Origin of the sequence: Actinoplanes sp. NBC_00393, assembly GCF_036053395.1 — a bacterium.
In the GTDB taxonomy this organism is placed as follows: Bacteria; Actinomycetota; Actinomycetes; order Mycobacteriales; family Micromonosporaceae; genus Actinoplanes.
In genome coordinates, this window is record NZ_CP107942.1 from 2770490 (window position 1) to 2792284 (window position 21795).

Genomic DNA, 21795 nt, shown 5'->3' on the forward strand with positions numbered 1-21795 from the left:
AACTCTGCCCGGAGGACCACCTTCGTGGGTGGGCGACGAGCCGCTGGGCGGAAACTGTCGTACCCCGGTGACACGATCGCCGCATGTCACCGAACGGCCTGCGCGACCGCACGCAGCTGCAGGAGATCCTGTCGCTGGTCCTTGACCGCTGGGATCCGGCGGCGTCCGGGATTCGGTACCGGCTCGTGGGGACCGGCGCCGCCCTGGCGCAGGGCGTCCCACTTCCAGCCGGCGACATCGACGTCCTGGTCGCGCGGCGCCAGGACGTCGACGGCTTCGCCGATGCCCTGGCCGGGTTCCCCTGCCTGGAGCCGCCGGCCTGGTTGCCGGACGCCCGGCAGTACTTCACGCATTTCGCGGTGGACGGTGTCGATGTGGGTGCCAGCACCGTCGAGGTGCCGACCGGCGCAGACACCTTCGAGTGCATCGGCTCGGGCCCCTGGAAGTTCTACGTCCCGACCACTGTCGGCCGGCACACCGTCGCGGCGGTGGCGCTGGAGCTGCGACTGGTCTCCGAACTCGTCCGCGACCGGCCCGACCGCTACCTGCCGCTGATCGAGCACCTGCGCTCGCACGGGTCTGATCTGGACCTCATCCGCAGATCCATGATCGACCGGGGCGTGGAGCCGGGAACCCGCCACCGCGTGCTTGCGCAACTGGAGTCGCGGCCGCAGCCAGCAGCGGAGTGCGGGCTGACTCCTCGTGGCCGCCCTACGCCGGATTGATCACAGTCGTTGACCGTTGCTCAACAACGTGCTTTTCTGGCCCCCAGCGTCAGATGGCGACCGGGATACCCTTTTCGGGCGAGGTGGCAGCGATGCCTTTGGCGAGGCGAGGATCCGGGGTGCGTGACAGGGCCGCCACCAGGATGCCGCTGATCGAGGCCAAGACCGCCCGGCCGCAGCTGACGCGATCCCCGGTCGACCGGCCACGGCTGTGCGAGATGCTGGACACCGCCATGGGCTCGCCGGTGATCCTGGTCTGCGCCGGCGCCGGCTGGGGCAAGACCCTGCTCGTCTCCGCCTGGGCGCAGGGCCGCGACCACCCGGTCGCCTGGCTGAGCCTGGACCGGCACGACAACGATCCGCAGCTGTTCTGGGCGTACGTGGTCGCCGCGCTGCGGGTCGCCGGCGCGGTGCCGGAGGGCAACCCGCTCGCCGACCTCAGTTCTGTGCCGGCCGACCAGGCCGAACGGGTTCGCAGGCTCGCCGACGGCCTGGGCCGCCTGCCGCATCCGACCGTGCTGGTCATCGACGATTTCCACGAGATCACCGACGAGCAGGTGATCGGCGAGATGAACGACCTGCTGCGGCATCCGCTGGCCGGGTTTCGCCTGCTGCTGATCAGCCGTGCCGAGCCTGCCCTGCCGCTGCACCGGCTGCGAGCCGCGGGGCAGGTCACCGAGATCCGGGCGAAGGACCTGGCGTTCACCGAGGGCGAGGCGGCGACCCTGCTCGGCGGGCACGGGCACACCCCCACCGCGCCGGACCTGGCCGTCCTGGTGCAGCGTACCGAGGGCTGGGCGGCCGGGCTGAGTCTCAGCGCCGGTTATCTGGCCGGCCGGGGCGACTCCGGTGATCTCGCCGAATTCACCGGCCACACCCGCGGCGTCATCGAGTACCTGATCGGCGAGGTGCTGTCCGGGCGGTCCCGTCGCCAGCGGCGGTTCCTGCTGCAGACCAGCATCTGCGAGCGGCTCTGCGCGGATCTGGCCAACGCGATCACCGCCCAGCACGACGGGCAGCGCACCCTGGAACAGCTGGAGTCCTCCAACGACTTCGTGGTCCGGCTCGGCGAGAAACCGCTCTGGTTCCGCTATCACCACCTGCTGCGCGAAGCGCTCGGGCACAACCTGCTGCGGGAGACTCCCACGCTGGTGTACGAACTGCACCGGCGCGCGGCCCGCTGGTACGCCAGCAACAACTCGGTCATGGAGGCGCTCAACCACGCGATCGCCGCCCAGGACTGGGCGTACGTCGGGCGGCTGGTGACTGGCGAGGCCGCCCCGCTCATCCTCTCCGCGCACCGGCATTCGCTCGCGCGGGTCCTGCAGCAGGTGCCGGCGGAAAAGCTGAACTCCTCACCCGAGCTCGTCGTCTGCGCAGCGGTGCTGCTGTTCCACAGCGGCGACTACGACGCCATCCCGGCCCGCGTCGAGCACGCCCGCCGGATGCTGCGCCGCCGCCCCGACCACACCCGCCGGCCGGTCGAGATCATGCTGCTCACCCTGCAGCTGGCGGCCGACCGCGTGGTCGGTGACATGCCCGCCGTCCACGCCGGCAGCACCGATCTGCTGGCGATGCTGTCCGCGCAGGCCCGGGCCGAGGGCGCCGCGGTCGTCCAGCACCGCGCCATCGCCTTGAACAACCGGGGCCTCGCGCAGCTCTGGCTGGGCCGGCCCGAGGCAGCGGCCCGTGACCTGTGGGCCGCGGCGAGCGCCGCCCGGACCGCCGGTCTCGACCTGGCCGAGATCAACGCGGTGGGTCACCTCGCCCTGCTGCAGGTCATGTGCGGGTCGGTCCACGAAGCCGCCGGGCTCGCCGCCGGCGCCCGGGACCTGATCGAACGCGGTGGCTGGCGCAACACCATCCAGTCGGTCGCCACCCATCTGGCCCAGGCGCTGATCCATCTGGAACGCCGTGACCTGGTCGCGGCGGAGCAGGCCGCCACGGCCGGGATGCGGGCGCACGACAGCGACCCGGAAGCCGCCCAGCGGATCGTGGTGCACGGCGTGCGAGCCCGCCTCGCGCTGGCGCACGGCGACCTCGCGACGGCCCGCCACCACCTGCACTCGGCGCGCGAGGACCGCAACGCCCGGATGCGGGTGCCGGGCCTGGACCGGTGGTTGTCGCTGGCCGATGACGAGGTTGAGCTGGCTGCGGGCCACCCGGAGAAGATCGCGCAGCGTCCCGGCGGGGAGACCGACGATCTGCGGCATCAGGTCGTCCGGGCCCGGGCAGCTCTGGGCGTACGCAATCCGCGTCTTGCCGAGCAGCTGCTCAGCGTGACCCGCCCTGCCGTGCCGGCGCACACCGTGGCCGCGGTCGAGGCCGGCATCATCAGCGCGCTGATCGCCGACGGCCGGGGACATGCCGGCCAGGCCGCCGCATTGCTGAGCGACGCGGTCGTGCTGGCCGAACGGGAGGGGATCCGGCGCCCGTTCCACACCCACGCCGGTGGCCGGCTCGAGGAGCTGCTGCACCGCCTGCAGTTGAGCAATACCGGCGCCACCACGGCGTTCATCGACGAGATCCGCGCGGCGCACCGCGCCGGCAGCGCCGAAGGGCTGAGCGAACGGGAGACGGAGGTGTTGCGCCTGCTGCCCACCAACCTGACCGCCGGGCAGATCGCCACCGAGCTGGGCATCTCGATCAATACCGTCCGGGCTCATCAGCGAGCGATCTACCGCAAATCCGGCGCGGCCCGGCGCAGCGACACCGTCGTCTGGGCCCGCGAGCACGGCCTGCTCTGAGATCACCCGTCGGCGGGCCCGCTGTGAGGTCACCCGTTCCCGGGCCGGATCTGCAGGACCCGCGCGATGCCGGGCTGCCCGGGATCGTCGGTGATGTCGTCGCCGTCGAGCCAGCAGCCGATCACGTGCGCGAGCTCGCCCGGGTGGCTGTAGTTCATCGCATGCGCCGCGCCGTCGATCATCACCACCGTCAGGTGTGGCGGCGCCAGCCGGCCGAGCTCGCGCACCCGCGTCATCGGCGGCATCAGCGGGTCGCGGCTGCCGAGCACGGCGAGGGTGGGCACCGGCGTGCGCAGCAGACGTTCCAGGGAGGGGAACCGCACCAGCTCGCTGAACAGGTGCAGCCCGTTCACCGGGCCGAAGTGCAGGTAGTCGGGCAGCACGACCGGGATCATCCGCGGGCTCTCGCGGCGCACGTCGCGGGCGAGCTGCAGCAGCGCCCGCCCCAGCGGCTGGTTGTGCATGCCGCCGGCGGGGGAGGCCAGCACGATTCCGGCCACCCGCTCGGGCGCGCTGTGCGCCACCTCGAGCGACACCGGCCCGCCCATCGAGTTGCCGACCAGGTACACCCGCTCCAGCTCCAGCGCGTCGAGTAGCTCGAGCAGCGCCCAGGCCAGCGAGGGGATCCCGAGCGCATGGCCCCAGGCCGCGCTGCGCCCGTAGCCGGGCAGATCGGGTACGAGCGTCGTCGCGCGCCCGGCCAGCGCCCGGGCGGTCGGCAACAGATAGCTTCCGGACACCGCGAAGCCGTGTACGTGTACCAGCGGGACGGATCCGGGCACCTCGGGTCCGATGCGGACGAACACCGGACGTCCCTGGACCTTGATCCGGCGCTCACGCCAGCCCGTCTCCGCCACCCGGCCATTGTCGGGCGGGTCCCGCGCACCCGGCGTCACCCGTCGCGGATGAAGCCGCATCGACGGTCGGCGACTTACGTTGGTGATCGATGGAGATTCTCGAGAACGACGTCGTCCCGTACGTCTCGACCGGCGAGCTGCCCTCCCCGGAACACGTGCGGCTGTCCCTCGACCAGGCGTACGAGCGGTACCGGACCGTGACCGCCGGTGCCTGCTCCCAGGTGTATCCGGCGCTGGCCCGCGTGCCGGCCGACCTGTTCGGCATCTGCGCGGCCGGCGCCCGCGGCGGTTCGTACGCGGTCGGGGACGCCGACCATGGCTTCACGATCATGAGTGTGGCCAAGCCGTTCGTGTTCGCCCTGATCTGCCAGACCGCCGGGCCGGAGCCGATCCGCCGGCGGCTCGGTGTCAACGCCACCGGGCTGCCGTTCAACTCGCTCGCGGCGGTCGAGCGGGGCCCGGACGGCCGTACGAATCCGATGGTCAACCCTGGGGCGATCGCCACCGCCAGCCTGGCGCCCGGCGCCACCACCGAGGCCCGATGGGCCTTCCTGCGCGACGGACTGTCCCGGTTCGCCGGCCGGGAGCTGACGCTCGACGACGAGGTCTATGCCTCCGCGTCGGCGACCAACCACCGCAACCGGGCTCTCGCCGACCTGCTGCACGCCTACCGGCTGCTCGACAGCGATCCGGTCGAAGCCGTCGACCTGTACACCCGGCAGAGCTGTGTGCGGGTCACCGCCACCGACCTCGCGGTAATGGGCGCCACCCTCGCCAACGGCGGCGTGAACCCGCGCACCCGGGAACGCGTGGTGGACAGCTCGGTCTGTCACTACGCGCTCGCGGTGATGGCCACCTCCGGTCTGTACGAGACGTCCGGGGACTGGCTGTACGACGTCGGTGTGCCGGGCAAGAGCGGCATCGGCGGCGGCATCATCGTCGTCTCGCCCGGCAAGGGTGGTCTGGCCGCGTTCGCCCCACCGCTCGACGGCTACGGCAACAGCGTCAAGGGCCAGTTGGCAGCGCGGTTCCTTTCGCAACGGCTCGGACTGACCCTGTTCGCCTCCGAGCCTGCGGGCCCTCTGGCCGGGGAGCTCCGGTGAAAGGACTGCGGATCCTGGCGGTCGCGGCGACGCTGGCGGTTACCGGCTGCAGCGGCGACGCCCAGGTGCGGCGCACCGAGAGGCAGCTTGCCGAGAAGCAGGAGGCGTACGCCGAGGCGCAGGCCGCCCTCGCCGGCCAGGTCGACGCCTTCTGCCGCAGCAGCACGAGCTATGTGACGGCGCTCGACCGCTACGGCGACCTGCTCAACGAGACCGCGCCGACCGTGGGCGACGTCAAGGACGCCGGCGCTGAGCTGAGCGAACCGCGCGCCGAGGTCATCGCCGCGGCCGAGCAGCTGGCCACCGCACGGCAGGACCTGGCGACGGCTGAGAAGGAGCTGGCCGCCGCCCGCGCCGAAGCCTCGCTGCCGCCCGCGCCGGCCCCGTCGGCAGCGTCTGCCCCGGCCGCGCCGTCGGTGCCCAGCACCACCGTCAACCGGGTGAAGCAGGCCGACGCCGAGCTGACGGCCGCTCAGCAGGGCATCAGCGATCAGACGCCGCTGAAGCAGGCGTCCGAGCGGTTCAACGCGGCGGCCGTCGCGCTGGAGATGTCGTGGCTGCGCCTGCTCAGCGAGGCCGGCTGCCTCAGCGAGGAGCAGCACCGCCTGGCGCTCGCCTCCACCGCCGCGGTTCAGCAGACCCTGAAGCTGACCGGCTACTGGACACCGAGCCGTTAGACCTGCCCGGTCAGAGGAGGCCGAGGCGGTGGGCGATGTCCACCGCCTCACGGCGCCGGGCCGCGCCGAGCTTGCGGTAGATCGAGCGCAGGTGCGCCTTGATGGTGGTCACCGAGACGCCCAGGTGATCGGCGATCTCCTGGGCGGTGAGCACGCTCGGCAGGAACTGCAGCACCTCGGTCTCCCGGCTGCTGAGCGGTTCGGGGAGTGCGGCGCCGGGGGCGGGCGGCCGCTGCCCGGACGCCGGATCGATGCCGGCCAGGCGGAGCCGCCGCAACGGGCGGCGGATGCCGTCCGGCTCGGCCAGGGCGGCGGCCCGGGCCGCGGCAGCCGCGGCCCGCGACGTCTTGCCCTGGGCGTCGGCGAGCAGGGCCAGGGAGATCCACGCCTGCACGGCCGCTATCCGGTCCGGACCGTTCGCGGCCGCGGCCAGCAACTGTTCGCCGGAGCTGTCACCGGCCGCGATCAGCGCCTGGCCGAGCACGGCCTGCTCGGCCATCATCAGGGCGGTCCGGTCCCGGTAGCGGGCCACCACCTGCGCCGGGAGGCCGTGCGCCACGTCGAGCCCACTCTCCACCAGGTTGATCCAGCGTTGCAGGAACGGGGCGTTCAGGGCGTAGACGTCCTCCTGACGTGCCTGCCGCAGGTACAACCGGGCGGATCCCACGTCCTCGGTGGCCAGCAGCAGGTGGACCAGCACCACCGAGGACATCACGATCAGGGCGGCCTCGGGCGGATTGGCTTCGGTACGCAGGGTGCGCCGCCAATGATCGCGGGCCTCGGTGATCCGGTCGCGTTCCACCTCGATCAGGGCCAGGGCCAGCTGTCCTGCCATGGCCTGCGCGGTGGCGGACAGTCCGTGCTGTTCGGCGAGCTGCTGCGCGGAGCCGGCGTGCGTCTCTGCGAGGCCGAGGTCGCCCTGGAAGTACGCCAGCAGAGCGAGGTGGCCTGACGCATTGAGGTCGATCAGCTCCAGACCGGTCGTGCGGGCGGCGCGCAGTGCCGACCAGAGATGCCGTTCGGCCTGCTCGAGCCGGCCGCTCCAGAGCAGGCCGACCCCTTTGTTGTTCGTGGCGACAGCGCGCAGCTGCAGCAACAGCGGAAGGCGGCCGGTGTCCGCGGTGCTGAGCCGCCCGAGTACCTCGGTGGCCGCCTCGACGAGGTTCGGCATGTCACCGTGGACCCGGTGGACCGTGCCGATCTCGAGCAGGCCCAGGGCCGCATCGACCGCCAGCCGGTCGGCCGTGTCGCGACCGGCGAGCATGGCCCGGGACCGCCCGATCCAGCTCGGGACCGCGGCGAAGTCGCCGGCGACGAAGGCCAGCAGGGCGGCGCAGAGGGCCAGTTCCGGTGTGGTGGGCAGGAACTGCGGCGGGACCCGCTGCACCGCGTCGACCACGAGCCTTCGTTCGGCGGAGACGATCCGGGTCACTGCGAGCTCGGCCACCAGCCGGCCCAGATAGGCCCAGTCGGCGGCGTCCGCCGCATGCCGCAGGGCTTCGGGGACGGAGCGTTCGGCGGCGTACCAGTGCGCCGCAGTGACATGCAGCCGGGCGACCAGTCCCGGCGCCTCGCTCTCCAGCCGCCGCCGCAGCATCGCCCGCAGCTGACCGTGGTAGCGGAAGTATCGATCGGCGTCGTCGTCGCTGGTGACCAGGCCGGTGTCGCGGGCGAGCGCGCCGAGGGTGTGCTCGCTGTCCCCGATGCCGGTGAGGGTTTCGGCAAGCGCCGGGGTGAGCTGTTCGACGACGCTGGTGCGCAGCAGGAATCGCCGGATCGGCGCCGGCAGCGGGTCGACGACCTCGCGCCACAGGTAGTCGTCGATGGCGCGGGGATCGTCGGACTCGGCGGCCAGCCGGACTCCGAGCGGCCATCCTTCGCCGATGCTGGGATCGCCACCGCCGAGTAGACCGACCAGGTCCGCGGCCTCGGCGGCGTGCAGGGCGAGCTCCTCGACGCCGATCGTGATCAAACGGCCGGCGTCGGGCAGAGCCGGCTGGTTGCGGCAGAGCAACACCAGGCGCAGCCCGGCCGGAAGATGGGCGACCAGGGTGGCCAGCGCGCGTTCGGTCGAGGTTCCCGTCAGCAGGTGCAGGTCGTCGAGTATCAGTGCCGACGAAGCGTTCCGGCGATCAAAAACGGACGCCAGCCGGTCCAGCAAGGTTCTGACAGCCGCCTCGTCGCCGGCCGGCATATCGACAGGGGACAAACCCATGGCCGCGGCGATTCCGGAGCAGAGCGCCGCGACGCCGGTGTGCCGGCGCCGCACGGTCAGCCAGGCCACCCGGTCCGGTCGCGGCTGCTCCGCCGCCCAGGCGGCGACGAGCGTCGTCTTGCCCCAGCCTGCTCCGGCGCGCAGCACGGTCACCGGGTGGGTCGCGCCGGCCTCGAGCAGGCCATGCAGCCGGGCACGCCGAAGGTGCGGCTGCGGCACCACCGGCCGGCCGGCCTCCAGCCCGAACCGAGAAACGGCAGCATGCCGGGCTGACTCGTCCATCGATCACCGCCTCGGCCATGCCCGGCGCCACGGCGAACGCTTCGCCGCTGCCGTTGAACCTACGCGCCGGTTCGGGCGCCGGCCGCTGCTGCGCCGGAGATCGACGGTGATCATAAACGATCATGGTGGGCCCGGGGTGCCGACCCGGCCGATGTCGAGGGCGGTCAGACGACGGCGGTCCGGACGGACCGTGCCCGGCGGCGGACAACCCACTTGCGGATCTCTTCGAGCCACAGCACGAGCGAACCCAGGGCGAGGCAGATCGCGAACTGGGCGCCGGTCAGGTGGGCGGCGTCGAAGAAGTCGCCCAGCCAGTCGACCTTGACGATGGCGAGCTGGGCGAATGCGACGGCGCCGACGGAGATCCACACGTACCGGTTGGAGAAGAAGCCGGAGGTGAAGGTCGACGCCCGTTCGGCGCGGGCGTTGAAGACGTTGAACAGCTGGGCGAGCACGAACGTGGTCCAGCCCATCGTCGCGGCGACGGCGGCGCCGTAGAGCTGGCCGGCCCAGGCCACCACGCCGAGCGTGCAGGCGCCCATGATCGCGGCGAGCCAGAGCAGCACCCGCAGGCGGGACCAGGGCAGGATCTGTGCCTTCTTGGAGCGCGGCGGCTCGTCCATCGAACCGGGCCGGGGTTTGTCGACGCCGAGGGCGAGCGCCGGCGGGCCGTCGCAGATCAGGTTGACCCAGAGGATCTGGATCGTCGTGAACGGCGCGGTCGTGCTCAGCAGCGCGCTGGCCAGCACCGTCATGATGGCGCTCAGGTTGGTCGAGAGCTGGAACCGGACGAACTTGACGATGTTCTCGTAGATCGTCCGGCCCTCACGGACCGCGGTCACGATCGTCGCGAAGTTGTCGTCCAGCAGGATCATGTCGGCGGCCTCTTTGGTCACCTCGGTGCCGGTGATCCCCATCGCCACGCCGATGTCGGCCTGCTCCAGCGCGGGCGCGTCGTTCACGCCGTCGCCGGTCATCGACACCACCAGGTGGTGGGACTGCAACGCCCGTACGATGCGCAGTTTGTGTTCGGGCGCCACCCGCGCGAACACGCCGATGTCGCGCACCCGGCCGGCCAGTTCGCGGTCGTCCATGGCCTCCAGATCGGCGCCACGGACCACGTCACCGGTGATGCCCAGCGCCTCGGCGATGGCGTGCGCGGTGGCCGGATGATCCCCGGTGATCATCTTGATCTCGATGCCGGACCGGTGGGCCGCGGTGATCGCGTCCTTCGCCTCACTCCGCGGCGGATCGACGATGCCGACCAGCCCCAGGAAGGTCAGGCCGGTCGCGGCCTGCGCCAGATCGCCGTCGAGGTCGAGCCGGTCGCGCGGCACCCAGCGGCCGGCAGCCGCCAGGACCCGCTGGCCGCGCCCGGCGAGGCGGTCGGCGGCCGCCCGGACCGCGACACGGCCGGCGTCGTCGAGAGCGAGCGGCTCGCCGTTGCGATCGGCGATGTGATCGACGCGTTCCAGGACGCTCTCCACCGCCCCCTTGACGCAGATCACCACCTCACCGGGACGCTGCCCGGACGTGTCCTCGTGGAACGTGGCCATGTACTTGGTGGCCGAGTCGAACGGCACCTCACCGACCCGGGGGAACCGCCGCCGGGCGCCGGTGACGTCGATGCCCGCCTTGCCGGCCAGAACCACCAGCGCCCCCTCGGTGGGATCGCCGATGCAGGCCCCGTCGCGGATGACCGCGTCGTTGCAGAGCGCCATCGCCGCGGTGAGCTGGCGCAGTTCGGGTGGCTGCCCGTCGAAGTCGCAGCTGATGATCCGCCCGTCCGGCGAATAGCCCTGGCCTTCGACGGAGAGTTCCTCGGTGCCGCGCACGAGCGTGCGAGCGGTCATCTGGTTGAGCGTCAGGGTGCCGGTCTTGTCGCTGCAGATGACCGAGGTCGAGCCCAGCGTCTCCACGGCGTGCAGGCGTTTGACCACGGCGCGGCGCTTGGCGAGCCGGCTCATCCCCACCGCGAGGGTCACCGTGACCGTTGCCGGCAGCGCCTCCGGGATCGCCGCGACGGCCAGCGCGATCGCGCCGACGATCAGTTCCTGAAAGTCCTCACCCTGGACCAGGCCGACGATCAGCAGGCCGAGCACGGCGGCGCCGGCGATCATCGCCAGCCGGTGCCCGAGCTGGGCGGTCTGGCGTTGCAGCGGGGTCGGCTCGGACTCCACCTCGGACATCAGGGTGGCCAGCTTGCCGATCTCGGTGTCCATGCCGGTCGCGGTGATGAGCACCTCTGCGCGGCCCGCGGTGACCGCGGTGTGGGTGAACGCCATGTCGGTGCGGTCGGCCAGTGCGGTGTCGCGCCCGACCGCCCCGGTGTTCTTGTCCACCGGCACCGCCTCGCCGGTGAGCGCGGCCTCGGCCATCGCCAGCCGGAACGCCGCGACCAGTCGGCCGTCGGCCGGCACCGTGTCACCGGCCTCCAACAGCACCAGATCGCCGGGTACGAGCTCGTCCGCCGGAACCTGCTGCACAGTCCCGTCGCGCCGCACCCGCGCGTGCGGCACGACGAGCGCCTGGATCGCCGCCAGTGACTTCTGCGCCTGCCGTTCCTGCCCGAAGCCGAGGACGCCGTTGAACACCAGCAGGACGGCGATGAACACCGCCTCCTCGATCTCCCCGATGGCCAGCGACAGCACCGCCGCGCCGAACAGGACGAGGATCAGCCCGTCGCTGAACTGGCTCACCAACAGCTTCCACCACGGTGCCGGCGGGGCCGAGCGCAGCGCGTTGGGCCCGTACCGGTCCTGGCGGGCGGTGACCTCCGCGGCGGACAGGCCGTCGCCGGTGTCGGCGGTGAGCGCCTCGGCCACCTCGTCGACCGTCATGGCGTGCCAATCCACGCCCCGCACCTGCCCCGGATCGGATTCGAGCTGGACCGACATGCTGCCTCCTCCTGGCTTGGCGGACCGTCGGCGTCAGTGCGGGGGTCTGAGGTCGTTCGGGCAGCCGTCGGGACAGCAGGTACGGCAGGATGCCGGCCCCGATGATGCGGCCCGGATCAGCGCGGTGGCGTCCAGCTTGACGATGTCGGCCGATCCGATGTGACCGCCTCGTCCGGAACGGATGAATTAGTCGCGCCCGGCGGATCATGGCTGGTGGAAGATGTCGCCAGGCCTTGCACGTATGCGGTGAGCTGACTCTCGCCCGGCTCCCCAGTCCGTCCGGGACCACGCTCCGCGAAGCCGCGAGCGAATGGGCACGGGCTGCTGCCCCAACCGAGTCCGTCGCTGCGAATCACTCGACCGGGGTGACGCCCGGTGATCTCGGCGAGTCGATGCTGGTGACGCCACTGCCGCGTATCCGGGTCCGAAGGAGCAAGGTCGTGCAGATCGCAGGTGCCCCGAGGCGACCGGGGTGAGTTTCCACGACGCGATGGAATCGGTGGTCAACGGCTTCGAGATCGCCGGCGTCGCGATCCTGGTCGCCGGTTCGCTGCTGGCCCTCGCGTCGGCGGCGGTCGACGTCCGCCGCGACGGCGGCCGGGTCGCCTATCAGCGGGCCCGGCAGGGCATCGGCCGGGCGATCCTGCTCGGCCTGGAAGTCCTGATCATCGCGGACATCGTGCTGACGATCACCGTCGACCGCACGCTGGAGAGTGCCGTCACGCTCGGGTTGATCGTGCTCGTGCGTACGTTTCTGAGTTTCTCTCTGGATGTTGAACTGGAAGGGATCCTGCCGTGGCGCCGGCGGGCGGCGGTGACGGCTTCATCCACGTCGGATGAGGAAGAGCCCGCACCGTAGCGCGAACCTGTAGCTGCGGAAACGGACGACTCCCGTCCGCCCTGGAAGGAGAACGTCGATGGCAACCGGACAGGCACCCGTCCTCGAGGCCCTGACCGATATCAACGCGGCGTCGCTGGCCCGGGTCGAGCTCGACCCCACCGCACTGCTCATGGTCCGGATCGCTGCGCTCGTCGCGGTCGACGCGCCGCCGGCCTCCTACCTGCTGCACGTGGCGCCGGCGGTGGAGTCCGGTGTCAAGATCGACGACATCCAGGACATCCTCGTCGCCGTCGCGCCGATCGTCGGAGCGCCGCGCGTGCTCCGGGCCGCGGGCGCCATCACCGAGGCGCTCGGCCTCGCCATCGCCATCACGGCTGACGCGGCCGACGAGTCCGGCGCCTGACCCGCAACGGGGGAGCCGATGTCAGGACAGGGACTGAACGAGCCGGACCCGGCCACGAACATCGGGCTGCTGGTCGCGTCGGCGCTCGCCCCGGAGACGTTCGCTCCCTCGCTGTCGTCGCGCAGCGCCGGTGACCAGGGACTGGTCACCGGCCTGTCGATCGGGCTGCACTACCTGCTGACGGTCAGCGCGCAGGACGCGTTGCGGGCGACCGCCGTCTGGTTGTCCGCCGGGTCGGCGCCATCGACCTTGCTGGCCGATGTCGTCGCGATCCCGGCTGGTCTGGCGCTGCAGCATACGCTTCCGGCGCGTGCCGATGAGTCGATGGCCCGGGGCCTGCTCCGGCAGATCGGATGGCGGTCCGCCGTGACCGGGCTGGGTGGCGTCGTGCTCAGCGGAGCCCAGGCCGGCACCCGGTGGCTGGACGCCAGGATCGGCGCCGGTGGGCGGATCGCTGCTCTGCCCGTGGCGGTGCCGGCCGGCCTCGCTGTCGCATACCTGCTGGAGCGCCGCCGGGTACGAGCCCCCGCGCAGGGCGACGAACCGTCAGCCCTGCGGTCCCTGTCAGTGGCCGGCGGCATCGTCGCGGGCATGAGCGCAGCCGCCTACGCCGAACACCTGCTGACCGATCAGTTCAGTCGGCGGATGGCCGCAGCGCTGCCCGCCCCGGTCGAGGCGTGGCGCCTGGTGGGCCACGGAGCGCTGCTCGTCGCCCTGGCGGCCGGCGGCTCAGGCCTGTGGCACCGGGCGATGCGGCGCATCGAGGCCGGCACGTCGGCCGAGCAACCGCTGATCTCGGCCGACGAGGAGACCCGGTGGGTCGGCACCACCATCAGCGGCGGACCGGGCAGCCTGGTGCCCTGGGCCAGCCTGGGCCGCGAGGGCCGCCGGCACGCGCTCGCCTACGCGCGGCCCGCGCCCATTCCGGACGCCCCGCCCGGTACGCCCGACCTGTCCATCGAAACGGTGATGGGTACGCCGGCGCGCGCGCAGCCGGTGCAGGTCTATGTGGGGCTCGACAGCGCCCAGTCCGCCCGCCAACGCGTCGACCTCGCCCTGGCCGAGCTGGAGCGCACCGGCGCGTTCGACCGCTCGGTGCTCATGCTGGTGTCACCGACCGGCACCGGCTACGTCAATTATGTGGCCGTCGCGGCAGCGCAATACCTGGCGCTGGGCGACGTGGCCACCGTGACACTGCAGTACTCCAAGCGGCCGTCGCCGCTGTCACTCGGCATGGTCAAGGCAGCCCGGGAGCAGAACCGGCTGCTGTGGCTGAGGATCCTCCAGGAGGTGCGGCGCCGCCCGGAACCACGCCCGCGGGTGGTCCTGTTCGGCGAGAGCCTGGGCGCGCACACCAGCCAGGACGTGTTCCTGCACTGGGGCACGCTCGGTCTGGAGACGCTGGGCATCGATCGCGCACTGTGGATCGGTACGCCGTACGGCAGCGGATGGATGCACCAGGTCACCGGCGAGGACCGGCTCGACGTCGACCGCGACACCGTTGCCGTGGTCAACGACTACGCCCAACTGGAGGCGATCGACCCGCAGCGCCGGGCCCGGCTGCGCTACGTCATGCTCAGCCACGACAACGACGGCGTCACCAAGTTCGGGCTGGACCTGCTGACGACGCCGCCCCGGTGGCTCGGCGCGGACCGGCCGCCACTGGAGACCGTCGACGGGGCGAGCCCCCGCGGCATCCCGCCGGACATCCGCTGGCGGCCGATCACCACGTTCTTCCAGTTGCTGATCGACATGAAGAACGCGCAGGTGCCGGGCCGCTACCGCGCCTGGGGCCACGACTACCGGCCCGACCTCGCGCGGTTCATCAGCGAGGTGTTCGACCTGCCCGCCACGCCGGAGCAGCTGGACCGGATCGAGACCGCGCTGAAGTCCCGCGAGGCCATCCGGGAGCAGCTGTTCGACCACCGCCCGGCCGGCTAGGCGGGCGCCGAGTCCTCGCCGACCTCCGACCACAGTTGCTGGTAGCAGCGGGTGATCCTGGCCGTGGGCGCGAAGACCGGTACCGGCGCGCGCTGCTCGGCCATCTGCTCGACGAGCGTCATCGATGGGATGACGGTTTCCGCGAACCGGCCGGTGCCGTCGTGCGCGGCCTCGATGACTTCGCGGTGCAGACGCTTGCGCCGGTCGACCATCGAGAAGATCGCAATGATCTCCGGCCGCGGCCGTGGCGCATCCGCGACGAAGCGGGTCAGCTGGGCGTACGTGCGCAGCGACAGCGTCGTGGGAATGAGTGGCACCAGCAGGACGTCCGCCGCGCGAACGATGTTCTCCGACACCAGCGACACGCCGGGCGGGCAGTCCAGGAAGGCGACGTCGTAGTCCGCGGCCAGCCCGGCCAGCAGGTCGTGCAGGCGGCGTTTCCGCCGCTTCGCGTCGTCGAGATCGAGGTCCATGTTGCGGTACGAGAAGTCCGCCGGCAGCAGATCCAGGTTGTCGAAGTCGGTCGCCTTCACCGCGTCGTCGACGGGCTGCCGGCCGGTGACCAGAGCACGGCTGCCGCCCCTCACCCGCGGCCTGACCCGGAACACGTAGGTCGCCGCGCCCTGCGGGTCGAGGTCCCAGAGCAGGGTGCGGCGGCCGGCGGCACCCGCAAGGTAGGCCAGGTTGACCGCGGTGGACGTCTTCCCGACACCGCCCTTGATGTTGTAGGTCGCGTAGATCTTCACCCGGCCGCCTTTCCGTCGCTCAGCAGGCGTGTCATCCGGCGGCGGCCGGCCGGCCCGAGGTAGGAGGCGAAGGCGCTGCCGAACTCGGTGCGGGCGCGCTGCTGTTCGGCATGGAGATGGCCGGTGAGTTCGCCCATGGCGAGAAGGGCTTCCACGGGGACACCGTCGGCGAGCATCTCGTGGGCGAATCCGCGCAGCGTCGTCGACTGCACCTCGGAGTCCTGGAACCGGCCGAGCACATCCTGAAGGCTCTTCAAATCCTTGATCGCCTTGTGCGCCTGGACGTCGCCGAGCACCGGCGCGAAGATCTCCAGCGCATAGCGCAACTCCTTGCACCGTTTCCGCAGGACGTGCAGCTCCTCCGGCGGCGAGGCGTCGGAGATCGCGGTGCCACCGCGGACCACCCGGCGGTGCGCCCGCGTGACGGTGGAGCGGGCCAGGCTGCCGGCCGACCACGCGGTGCCGTCGGAGGAGTGTGCGGAGGCGGCCAGCTCGGCCAGTTCACCCGGCCAGTCGTCCAGCAGCCGGCGCAGCCTGGCGCTGCGCAGCGCGCGCAGCAGCGTACGTCGCTCGGCGGCCCGGCGGCGTGCCAGATGCCTGCCGAACGGCTTGAGGTCGGCAGGCGAGGCGGCGACCAGCCAGCCGGCCATCTCCGGCAGGCCGAGCTGGTACACGTCCAGGTCGCGGACCGGGGTGGTGACGTCGCCGAGCCACTTGAACTGCGGCTCCCACACCTGCGGGAAATGCGCCGGAAGTGCCGGGCGGCCGGCCTTGAGCAGGGAGCGGGTCCGCCGGATCGCGACGCGTACGTCATGCAGGAACTCGGTGTCGATATCGGCGATCGTGCCCGGAAGGTTCTCGCGCAGAGTCTCCAGGAACCGGGTCAGCTCGGCAGCGAGCAGCGTCCGCGCCGGGGCTTTCGGATCGGCGGCCGGCCGGCGCTCGGCCGCAGGCGCCGCCTGTTCGACCGGGGCGTGCTCGAGCAGGGGCGCGAGGAGTCGCCGCGCCCGGTCGGCCTCCTTCTGATACCCGCGGAGCGGCCGGACGACGACCGTCGTCGGCGGCGTGCCACCGTCAGCAGGCTCGTCCACGTCGACACGCACGACGATCTTGTGGTCCGCATTGCGCAACTCGGCACGGCGCACCAGTCTTCGGCTCTCCCCGACGACCAGCAGAGCGCGGATGCCTGCCAGGTTCGCGACCTGGTCCTTCAGTGCACCGTCCGGCAGCGCAGCCGCCATCGCCGGCCATCGTGGCCCCGTTCCGGGGAGCACGTGCGTCAGAGTCTGCCCGCTCCGCGCCAACTCGAGCCGGGCGGCGCCGGGCTCGGCGATCTGCTCCAGCCGCTGACCGGCACGGGCCAGGCGGCGGTCGAACGTGTCGAGCACGGTGCGCCGAACCGCGGCGGGTGGGCCGACCGACACCTCGAAGGACGAGGCCAGCAGCTCATGGACGGCCTCGAAGTCGAGCGCCACCGCGCCGGGCGGCCGGGCACTTCGCAATACGGTCATGGTGCCCCGACCGTAGACGTTTCGGCTCGTCGCAACCTCATCCGCAACGCATGATCGGGGCGGCTGGGCGCGGATCATCCTTGATGAATGAGGCCGGGCGGGTGATACCTGCAAGACAATGGCGACAGGTCTCCGATCTCCCGGGGCAGCTGACCGAAGGAGGAGTCATGACGGCGGTCCTTGAGGGTCCGCCGAGCGCCGGCATGATCGTGGTTACGGCGTCCAGTCGCGGCCGCGCACCGGGAGGAAGGCCAGGCCGTCAGCCCCGCTGAGGCGGTCGCCATCGAGCAGATCACGGCAGCGCTCGGCGCCGACGCATCCTGACCCGCAGGATCAATCGGCGCCGGCTCGCACCTGGTCGTTGGTGCGGCCGGTGAGCACCGAGTACGGGTGGTCCTCGGGGTCCCAGCCGGCCACCGCGTGCTCGTCGCGCTTGTGCACCAGCAGCCAGGCGTCGTTGCCGCCGCGGGTGCGGATCAGCGCGAACCGGCCCCGCAGCTTCTCGCCGTAGACGTCCAGGTGCAGCTCGCCGGCCTCGACGGCGCCGGCCGGGTCGTCGGTGTCGCCGGGCTGCCACGTGCCGAAGTCCCAGACGATCACGTCGCCGCCGCCGTACTGGCCGGCCGGGATGACGCCTTCGAAGTCGGCGTAGCTCAGCGCGTGGTCCTCGACGTGGAAGGCGGCCCGGCGCACGGCCGGATCCAGCGTCGGGCCCTTCGGCACCGCCCAGCTGGCCAGCGCCCCGTCGATCTCCAGCCGGAAGTCGTAGTGCAGGCGGCGGGCCCGGTGACGCTGCACCACGTACCGAAGAGACATCCTGCTCCCATACCCGGGCCGGCCGTGCGCGATGCCGCGTCAGTGGCCGAATCCGGTGGGTATGCGCTGGTCGAGCAGCGGCGCGGACCGAGGGTGAGCCTGCCGCGCGACCGGCAGCAGGTGTGGCGGACCGACCGGTCCCGGGTGGCCGTCGGCCTGGCCCGGGCCGTGGTCGGTCCGCCACCTCGCACCTACACCGTGCCGATGCGGATCGTCTTCGCCACGCTCGGCACCCCCTTCGCGTCCAGGGCGAACAGCATCCAGTAGCCCGGCAGCGCGACACCCGGATCCGCCGGAATCGTCAGCCGGTAGCCGTCAGCCACCGCGGTCGGCGTCAACGACAGGCGGCGCTGGTCGGTGTTGACGCTGTGCGTGGCCGTACCCATCCGCACGATCGCGAACGAGCTGACCGCCTTGTCCGTGCTGACCGTGATGCTCGCGCCGTTCGCGGCGGTGGCCGGGGCGGCCGTGATCGACGGGCGCGGCGCGGGTTTGCCGTCCTCGGTGAGCAGGTACGGCGGAGTGAAGATCTCCGCGTCGAAGTGGTTGGTCGCGCACCCGGCGCCGCACAGACCGCCGCCGCCGGTGAAGACGCGGGCGTCCGGCATCAGGATGGCGACGCTGTGATAGGTGCGCGGAATCGCCGCCGACGACATCGTGCTGAACGACCCGGTCGCCGGGTCGAACAGTTCGGCGCTGAGCACCGCGGTGTTGTCGGAGAACGGGACCGGGTAGTTCTGCCCGCCGAAGACGGCCACCTTCCCGTCGGCCAGCACCACGCTGTTGTGGAAGGCGCGGGTGTTCGCCATCGGCGCCACCTTCCGGGTGGTCACCGTGGTGCCGGAAACGCTCAGGACGTACGCATTGGCGGTTGCATTGTTGTTCTCATAGCTCGGCGCCCCGCCCACCGTGAGGATCTTGCCGGTGTCGAACATGACGGCGTTGCCGTTCATCGCGTCGACGTCGTCGCTGCGCACTCCGGCCGGGCTGACCCCGCCGGTGCCGCTGGTGGTGTACCAGTTCATCGCCTTGCTGGGCCCGGCCTGCAGCACCCGCCCGCCGGTCCAGGCGAACAGCCAGGTGTGGTTGTCCTTGCGGTAGTCGCCGTTCGGGTTGGCGTCGGCGGTGAGCATCGGCGCGGCGTCGGCGCCGGGCAGCGCGGTCCAGCCGGTGGTGGGCGACCAGACCTCGCCGGCCTTGTGCGGGCTGCCGTTGTAGCCGCCCCAGCCGCCGCTCCACGAGCCGCCGATGGTGAACACCCGGCCGTCACCGAGCGTGGTGCTCGACTGGTAGCCGCGCGGTGTCTTCATGTTCGGCCCGGCGGTCCAGGCGTCGGTGGCCGGGTCGTAGATGCTGGTCTTCTCGCTGTTGTTGCCGCCGGTCACCAGGATCCGGCCGTCCGGCAGGGTGGAGATGCCGGGGCAGAACATGTCGTGCCCGGTCTCGGTGACCGTGCGCTGGGTGACCACCCCGGTCGCCGGGTCGTAGGTGGCGGTCAGCGTCTGCCCGGTGCCGCCGCTGAATGCGTCCGGCCGGAACGCCGACCAGGTGAGGATCTTGCCGTTGGGCAGCTGGGCGGCGGCGACCGGCACCAGCGGGAAGCCGACCGGCGCGCTCCACACCCCGCGTTTGGGCACCACCGAGCCGCTCGGGCCGAGCAGGTCGATCTCGGCGGCGCTGCTCCACGGGCCGCGGGTGCCGGCCTCGGTGAGCGCGGTCAGCCGCACGTAGCGGGCCTGCGCCGGCGGGAAGATCACGGTCTGGCGGGCCGGGCTGTCGGCGAAGGCGCCGTCGGCGACCCGGTCGGTCCAGGTGGTTCCGTCCGGCGAGGTGGCGATCCGGTAGCGGCCGATGCGGCCGTTGGCCCCGGCCGCGGGTCGCGGCAGATAGGCCAGACCCCCGATCAGTACGGACGACTTCAGGTCCACGGTGAGCGAGTGGGGCAGTGGCGGCACCGGGGTGACGCTCCAGGCGCTGTGCCAGATCGTGGCGGCGTTGCCGTCCAGCACGTTGGCGGCGCGCCCGTTCTCCCGGGCGGTCTCCTCACTGTCGGTGGCGACCGTCCAGCCGGTGCGGGCCAGGGTCGGATCGGGGCGGCCGAGCAGATTGAACTCGGCGGCGCTGCTCCACGGGCCCCGGTTGCCGGCTTCGCTGAGGGCGGTGATCCGGACGAATCTGGCCAGCGCCGGGGCGAACGTGACGGTCTGCGCCGGCGCGCTGTCGATGAAGGCACCGGTGGCTGCGGGTGGCGCCCAGACCGTGCCGTCGGTGCTGGTCTCGATGCGGTACTGGCCGATCAGCCCGTTGCGGTTGCCGTCCTGCCGGGGCAGGTAGCTCAGCCCGGACACCAGGTTGGTGACCTTCATGTCGATGGTGAAGGTGTGCGGCAGCGCCGGCACCGGCGCGGCGCTCCACGCGCTGTGCCAGATCGACGCGGTGTTGCCGTCCAGGGCGTTCGCGGCGGCGTTGTTCTGCGCGGCCGTCTCCTGGCTGTCCGCCGCGGCGGTCCAGCCGGTGCGCGGTAGCGCCGGGTCGGTGCCGCCGAGCAGGTTGATCTCGGCCGCCGTGGACCGGGTGCTGCGCCCGCCGGCCTCGGTAACCGCGACCAGCCGCACGTGCCGGGTGATCACGGTGGTGAACGAGACGGTCTTGAGGGTGGCGTCGTCGGCGAAGGTGCCGGTGGCCACCGGGGCGCTCCACGTCGTCCCGTTGTCGCTGATCTCGATGCGGTACTGGCCGATCCGGCCGTCGGCGGCGCCGGCCGGCAGGTAGCTCAGGCCGCTGACCGCCACCCGGTTGCCGGTGTCCAGCGCGAGCCGGTGCGGCAGGGCGGTGGCCCCGCTGTTCCAGGCGGTTGCGGCGTCACCGTCGAGCACGGCGGCGGCCGAGGCCTGGCCGTTGTCCGCGGTCACCACCCACCCGGTACGCGGCAGCGGCATCGGTGTCGTCACCGCCACCGGCACGGCCTTCGGCATGATGTGCCCGGCGTGCGGATCCGCCGCCGGCGCGTCCGGCGTCGGCTCGTGCACCGCCACCGCCACGCCGATGAAGAGGCTCAGAACCAGGGTGGCGGACCACCCTCCCCGTTTATGCATTCACATCCCCCAATGTCGATCCCGACAGAAGCAAATACCGTTCGTCTATGTCTCGTCCATCGACGAACGGCCGGGATGACAGGGCCGAGCGGTGGTGCCGTCACAGCCGGATCAGGTCGGCGACCTCCTCGCTCAGGCCGGGGGAGAAGAGAATGTGACCCATGCCGGGTACGACGTGCAGGCGCGACCCCGGAATCGCAGCGGCCAGGGCCTCGCCGTGCCCGACCGGGAAGACCGGGTCCACCTGGCCGTGCACGATCGTGGTCGGGGCGGTGATCGACGACAGCGGGGCGAGCAGGTCGGGAGTGATCGTCGCGCAGGCCCGGTGGTGATTGGCGGCCGCTGCCGGATCGGTGGCCCGCGACAGCGCCAGCTCCAGCATCGCCCGGGCAGCCGGCTCGTCGAACGGGCGGACCGGCCCGTTGAAGACCCGGAACAGGGCCACGTCGGACTCCACGCCCGGCGGCAGCCCGGCGGCCAGATGCGCCTCGAACTCCGGCGCCGGCGGCGGCAGCTCCGGGTGCACGCCCATCGGCGTGCTGGTGATGACGGTCAGCGACTGCACCCGGTCCGGCGCGTGCACGGCCAGCCGCTGCGCGAGCACGCCACCCATCGACGCGCCGGCGACGTGCGCGGACGCCAGCCCGTAGCCGTCCAGCACGGCCAGGCAGTCTCCGGCCAGATCAGCGATCGTGTACGGCTGCGCGTCGAAATCCACGACGCTGGAGCGGCCGGTGTCGCGGTGGTCGAAGCGGATCACCTGGACGCCGCGTTCGACGAGCCGGGTGACCAGCGCGTCCGGGCAGCTGATCGCCTGCGCGGCCGCCCCCATGATCAGCAACAGCGGCGGATGATCGGGGTCGCCCACCCGTTCGGTCCACAGTCGCAACGCTCCGGACGGCACGAATCGCTCCTCGGTCTGCACCATGGGAGCGCACG

At 71.9% G+C, this 21795-nt stretch carries 16 protein-coding genes; 8 read left to right on the forward strand and 8 right to left on the reverse strand.

All coding sequences use genetic code 11. From position 1 onward, the window contains the following. The first annotated feature begins 83 nt into the window (after positions 1-83). Both OHA21_RS12835 and OHA21_RS12840 read left to right on the forward strand, forming a co-directional pair. The gene (locus OHA21_RS12835; RefSeq protein WP_328473564.1) at positions 84-725 is read left to right on the forward strand and encodes a hypothetical protein; all 642 of its coding nucleotides are present in this window, start codon (positions 84-86) and stop codon (positions 723-725) included. A gap of 119 nt (positions 726-844) precedes the next feature. Continuing rightward, positions 845-3472 carry a LuxR C-terminal-related transcriptional regulator gene (locus OHA21_RS12840; RefSeq protein ID WP_328473566.1) on the forward strand — a complete coding sequence of 876 codons (2628 nt, stop codon included), beginning with the start codon at positions 845-847 and terminating at the stop codon, positions 3470-3472. A 29-nt stretch (positions 3473-3501) separates the two neighbouring features. Here OHA21_RS12840 and OHA21_RS12845 read toward each other — a convergent pair whose 3' ends face one another. Further along, entirely contained in the window at positions 3502-4329 is an 828-nt protein-coding gene (locus OHA21_RS12845) for an alpha/beta fold hydrolase (RefSeq protein ID WP_328473568.1), read from the reverse strand. Between the two features lie 89 nt (positions 4330-4418). Between OHA21_RS12845 and glsA the strand changes: the two genes are divergently transcribed. Both glsA and OHA21_RS12855 read left to right on the forward strand, forming a co-directional pair. Next, positions 4419-5432 (forward strand): glutaminase A, encoded by a 1014-nt coding sequence (gene glsA, locus OHA21_RS12850; RefSeq protein WP_328473570.1) that lies wholly within the window; start codon positions 4419-4421, stop codon positions 5430-5432. After that, a complete protein-coding gene (locus tag OHA21_RS12855) occupies positions 5429-6109 on the forward strand; it encodes a hypothetical protein (RefSeq protein WP_328473572.1) in 681 nt (226 codons plus the stop codon). The genes glsA and OHA21_RS12855 overlap by 4 nt, the downstream gene beginning before the upstream one ends. A 10-nt stretch (positions 6110-6119) precedes the next feature. On the opposite strand, the gene OHA21_RS12860 is transcribed toward OHA21_RS12855, so the two are convergent. Beyond that, positions 6120-8606 carry a LuxR C-terminal-related transcriptional regulator gene (locus OHA21_RS12860; protein ID WP_328473574.1) on the reverse strand — a complete coding sequence of 829 codons (2487 nt, stop codon included), beginning with the start codon at positions 8604-8606 and terminating at the stop codon, positions 6120-6122. 164 nt (positions 8607-8770) lie between these two features. Then, the gene (locus tag OHA21_RS12865) at positions 8771-11503 is read right to left on the reverse strand and encodes a cation-translocating P-type ATPase (RefSeq protein ID WP_328473576.1); all 2733 of its coding nucleotides are present in this window, start codon (positions 11501-11503) and stop codon (positions 8771-8773) included. 472 nt (positions 11504-11975) lie between these two features. Here OHA21_RS12865 and OHA21_RS12870 point away from each other — a divergent pair, with 472 nt between their 5' ends. The 3 genes from OHA21_RS12870 to OHA21_RS12880 are packed head-to-tail and all read left to right on the forward strand — an operon-like array spanning position 11976 to position 14688. Beyond that, on the forward strand, positions 11976-12362 hold the full coding sequence (locus OHA21_RS12870; protein ID WP_328473578.1) for a DUF1622 domain-containing protein: 387 nt from the start codon (positions 11976-11978) through the stop codon (positions 12360-12362). Positions 12363-12420: 58 nt separating this feature from the next. Then, positions 12421-12747, forward strand: a complete 327-nt coding sequence (locus OHA21_RS12875; protein WP_328473580.1) for a carboxymuconolactone decarboxylase family protein — start codon at positions 12421-12423, stop codon at positions 12745-12747. Between the two features lie 18 nt (positions 12748-12765). Beyond that, a complete protein-coding gene (locus OHA21_RS12880) occupies positions 12766-14688 on the forward strand; it encodes an alpha/beta-hydrolase family protein (protein ID WP_328473582.1) in 1923 nt (640 codons plus the stop codon). Here the strand turns inward: OHA21_RS12880 and OHA21_RS12885 are convergent. The 3 genes from OHA21_RS12885 to OHA21_RS12895 all read right to left on the reverse strand — a co-directional run bounded on the left by OHA21_RS12885 (position 14685) and on the right by OHA21_RS12895 (position 17761). Beyond that, on the reverse strand, positions 14685-15434 hold the full coding sequence (locus OHA21_RS12885) for a ParA family protein (RefSeq protein ID WP_328473584.1): 750 nt from the start codon (positions 15432-15434) through the stop codon (positions 14685-14687). The genes OHA21_RS12880 and OHA21_RS12885 overlap by 4 nt on opposite strands. Then, the gene (locus tag OHA21_RS12890; protein ID WP_328473586.1) at positions 15431-16945 is read right to left on the reverse strand and encodes a CHAD domain-containing protein; all 1515 of its coding nucleotides are present in this window, start codon (positions 16943-16945) and stop codon (positions 15431-15433) included. Before OHA21_RS12890 ends, OHA21_RS12885 begins: the two co-directional genes overlap by 4 nt. A gap of 333 nt (positions 16946-17278) precedes the next feature. Then, a complete protein-coding gene (locus tag OHA21_RS12895; protein WP_328473588.1) occupies positions 17279-17761 on the reverse strand; it encodes a DNA polymerase ligase N-terminal domain-containing protein in 483 nt (160 codons plus the stop codon). A 24-nt stretch (positions 17762-17785) separates the two neighbouring features. On the opposite strand from OHA21_RS12895, the gene OHA21_RS12900 reads away from it, so the two are divergent. After that, positions 17786-18028: a hypothetical protein gene (locus OHA21_RS12900; protein ID WP_328473590.1), complete on the forward strand. Its 243-nt coding sequence runs from the start codon at positions 17786-17788 to the stop codon at positions 18026-18028. Here the strand turns inward: OHA21_RS12900 and OHA21_RS12905 are convergent. Continuing rightward, the gene (locus tag OHA21_RS12905) at positions 17953-20856 is read right to left on the reverse strand and encodes a discoidin domain-containing protein (protein WP_328473592.1); all 2904 of its coding nucleotides are present in this window, start codon (positions 20854-20856) and stop codon (positions 17953-17955) included. The two genes, OHA21_RS12900 and OHA21_RS12905, sit on opposite strands and share 76 nt — an antisense overlap. Positions 20857-20956: 100 nt before the next feature. Further along, complete coding sequence (locus OHA21_RS12910; RefSeq protein ID WP_328473594.1) at positions 20957-21784, reverse strand: alpha/beta fold hydrolase; 828 nt, start codon at positions 21782-21784, stop codon at positions 20957-20959. Between the last annotated feature and the right edge of the window lie 11 nt (positions 21785-21795).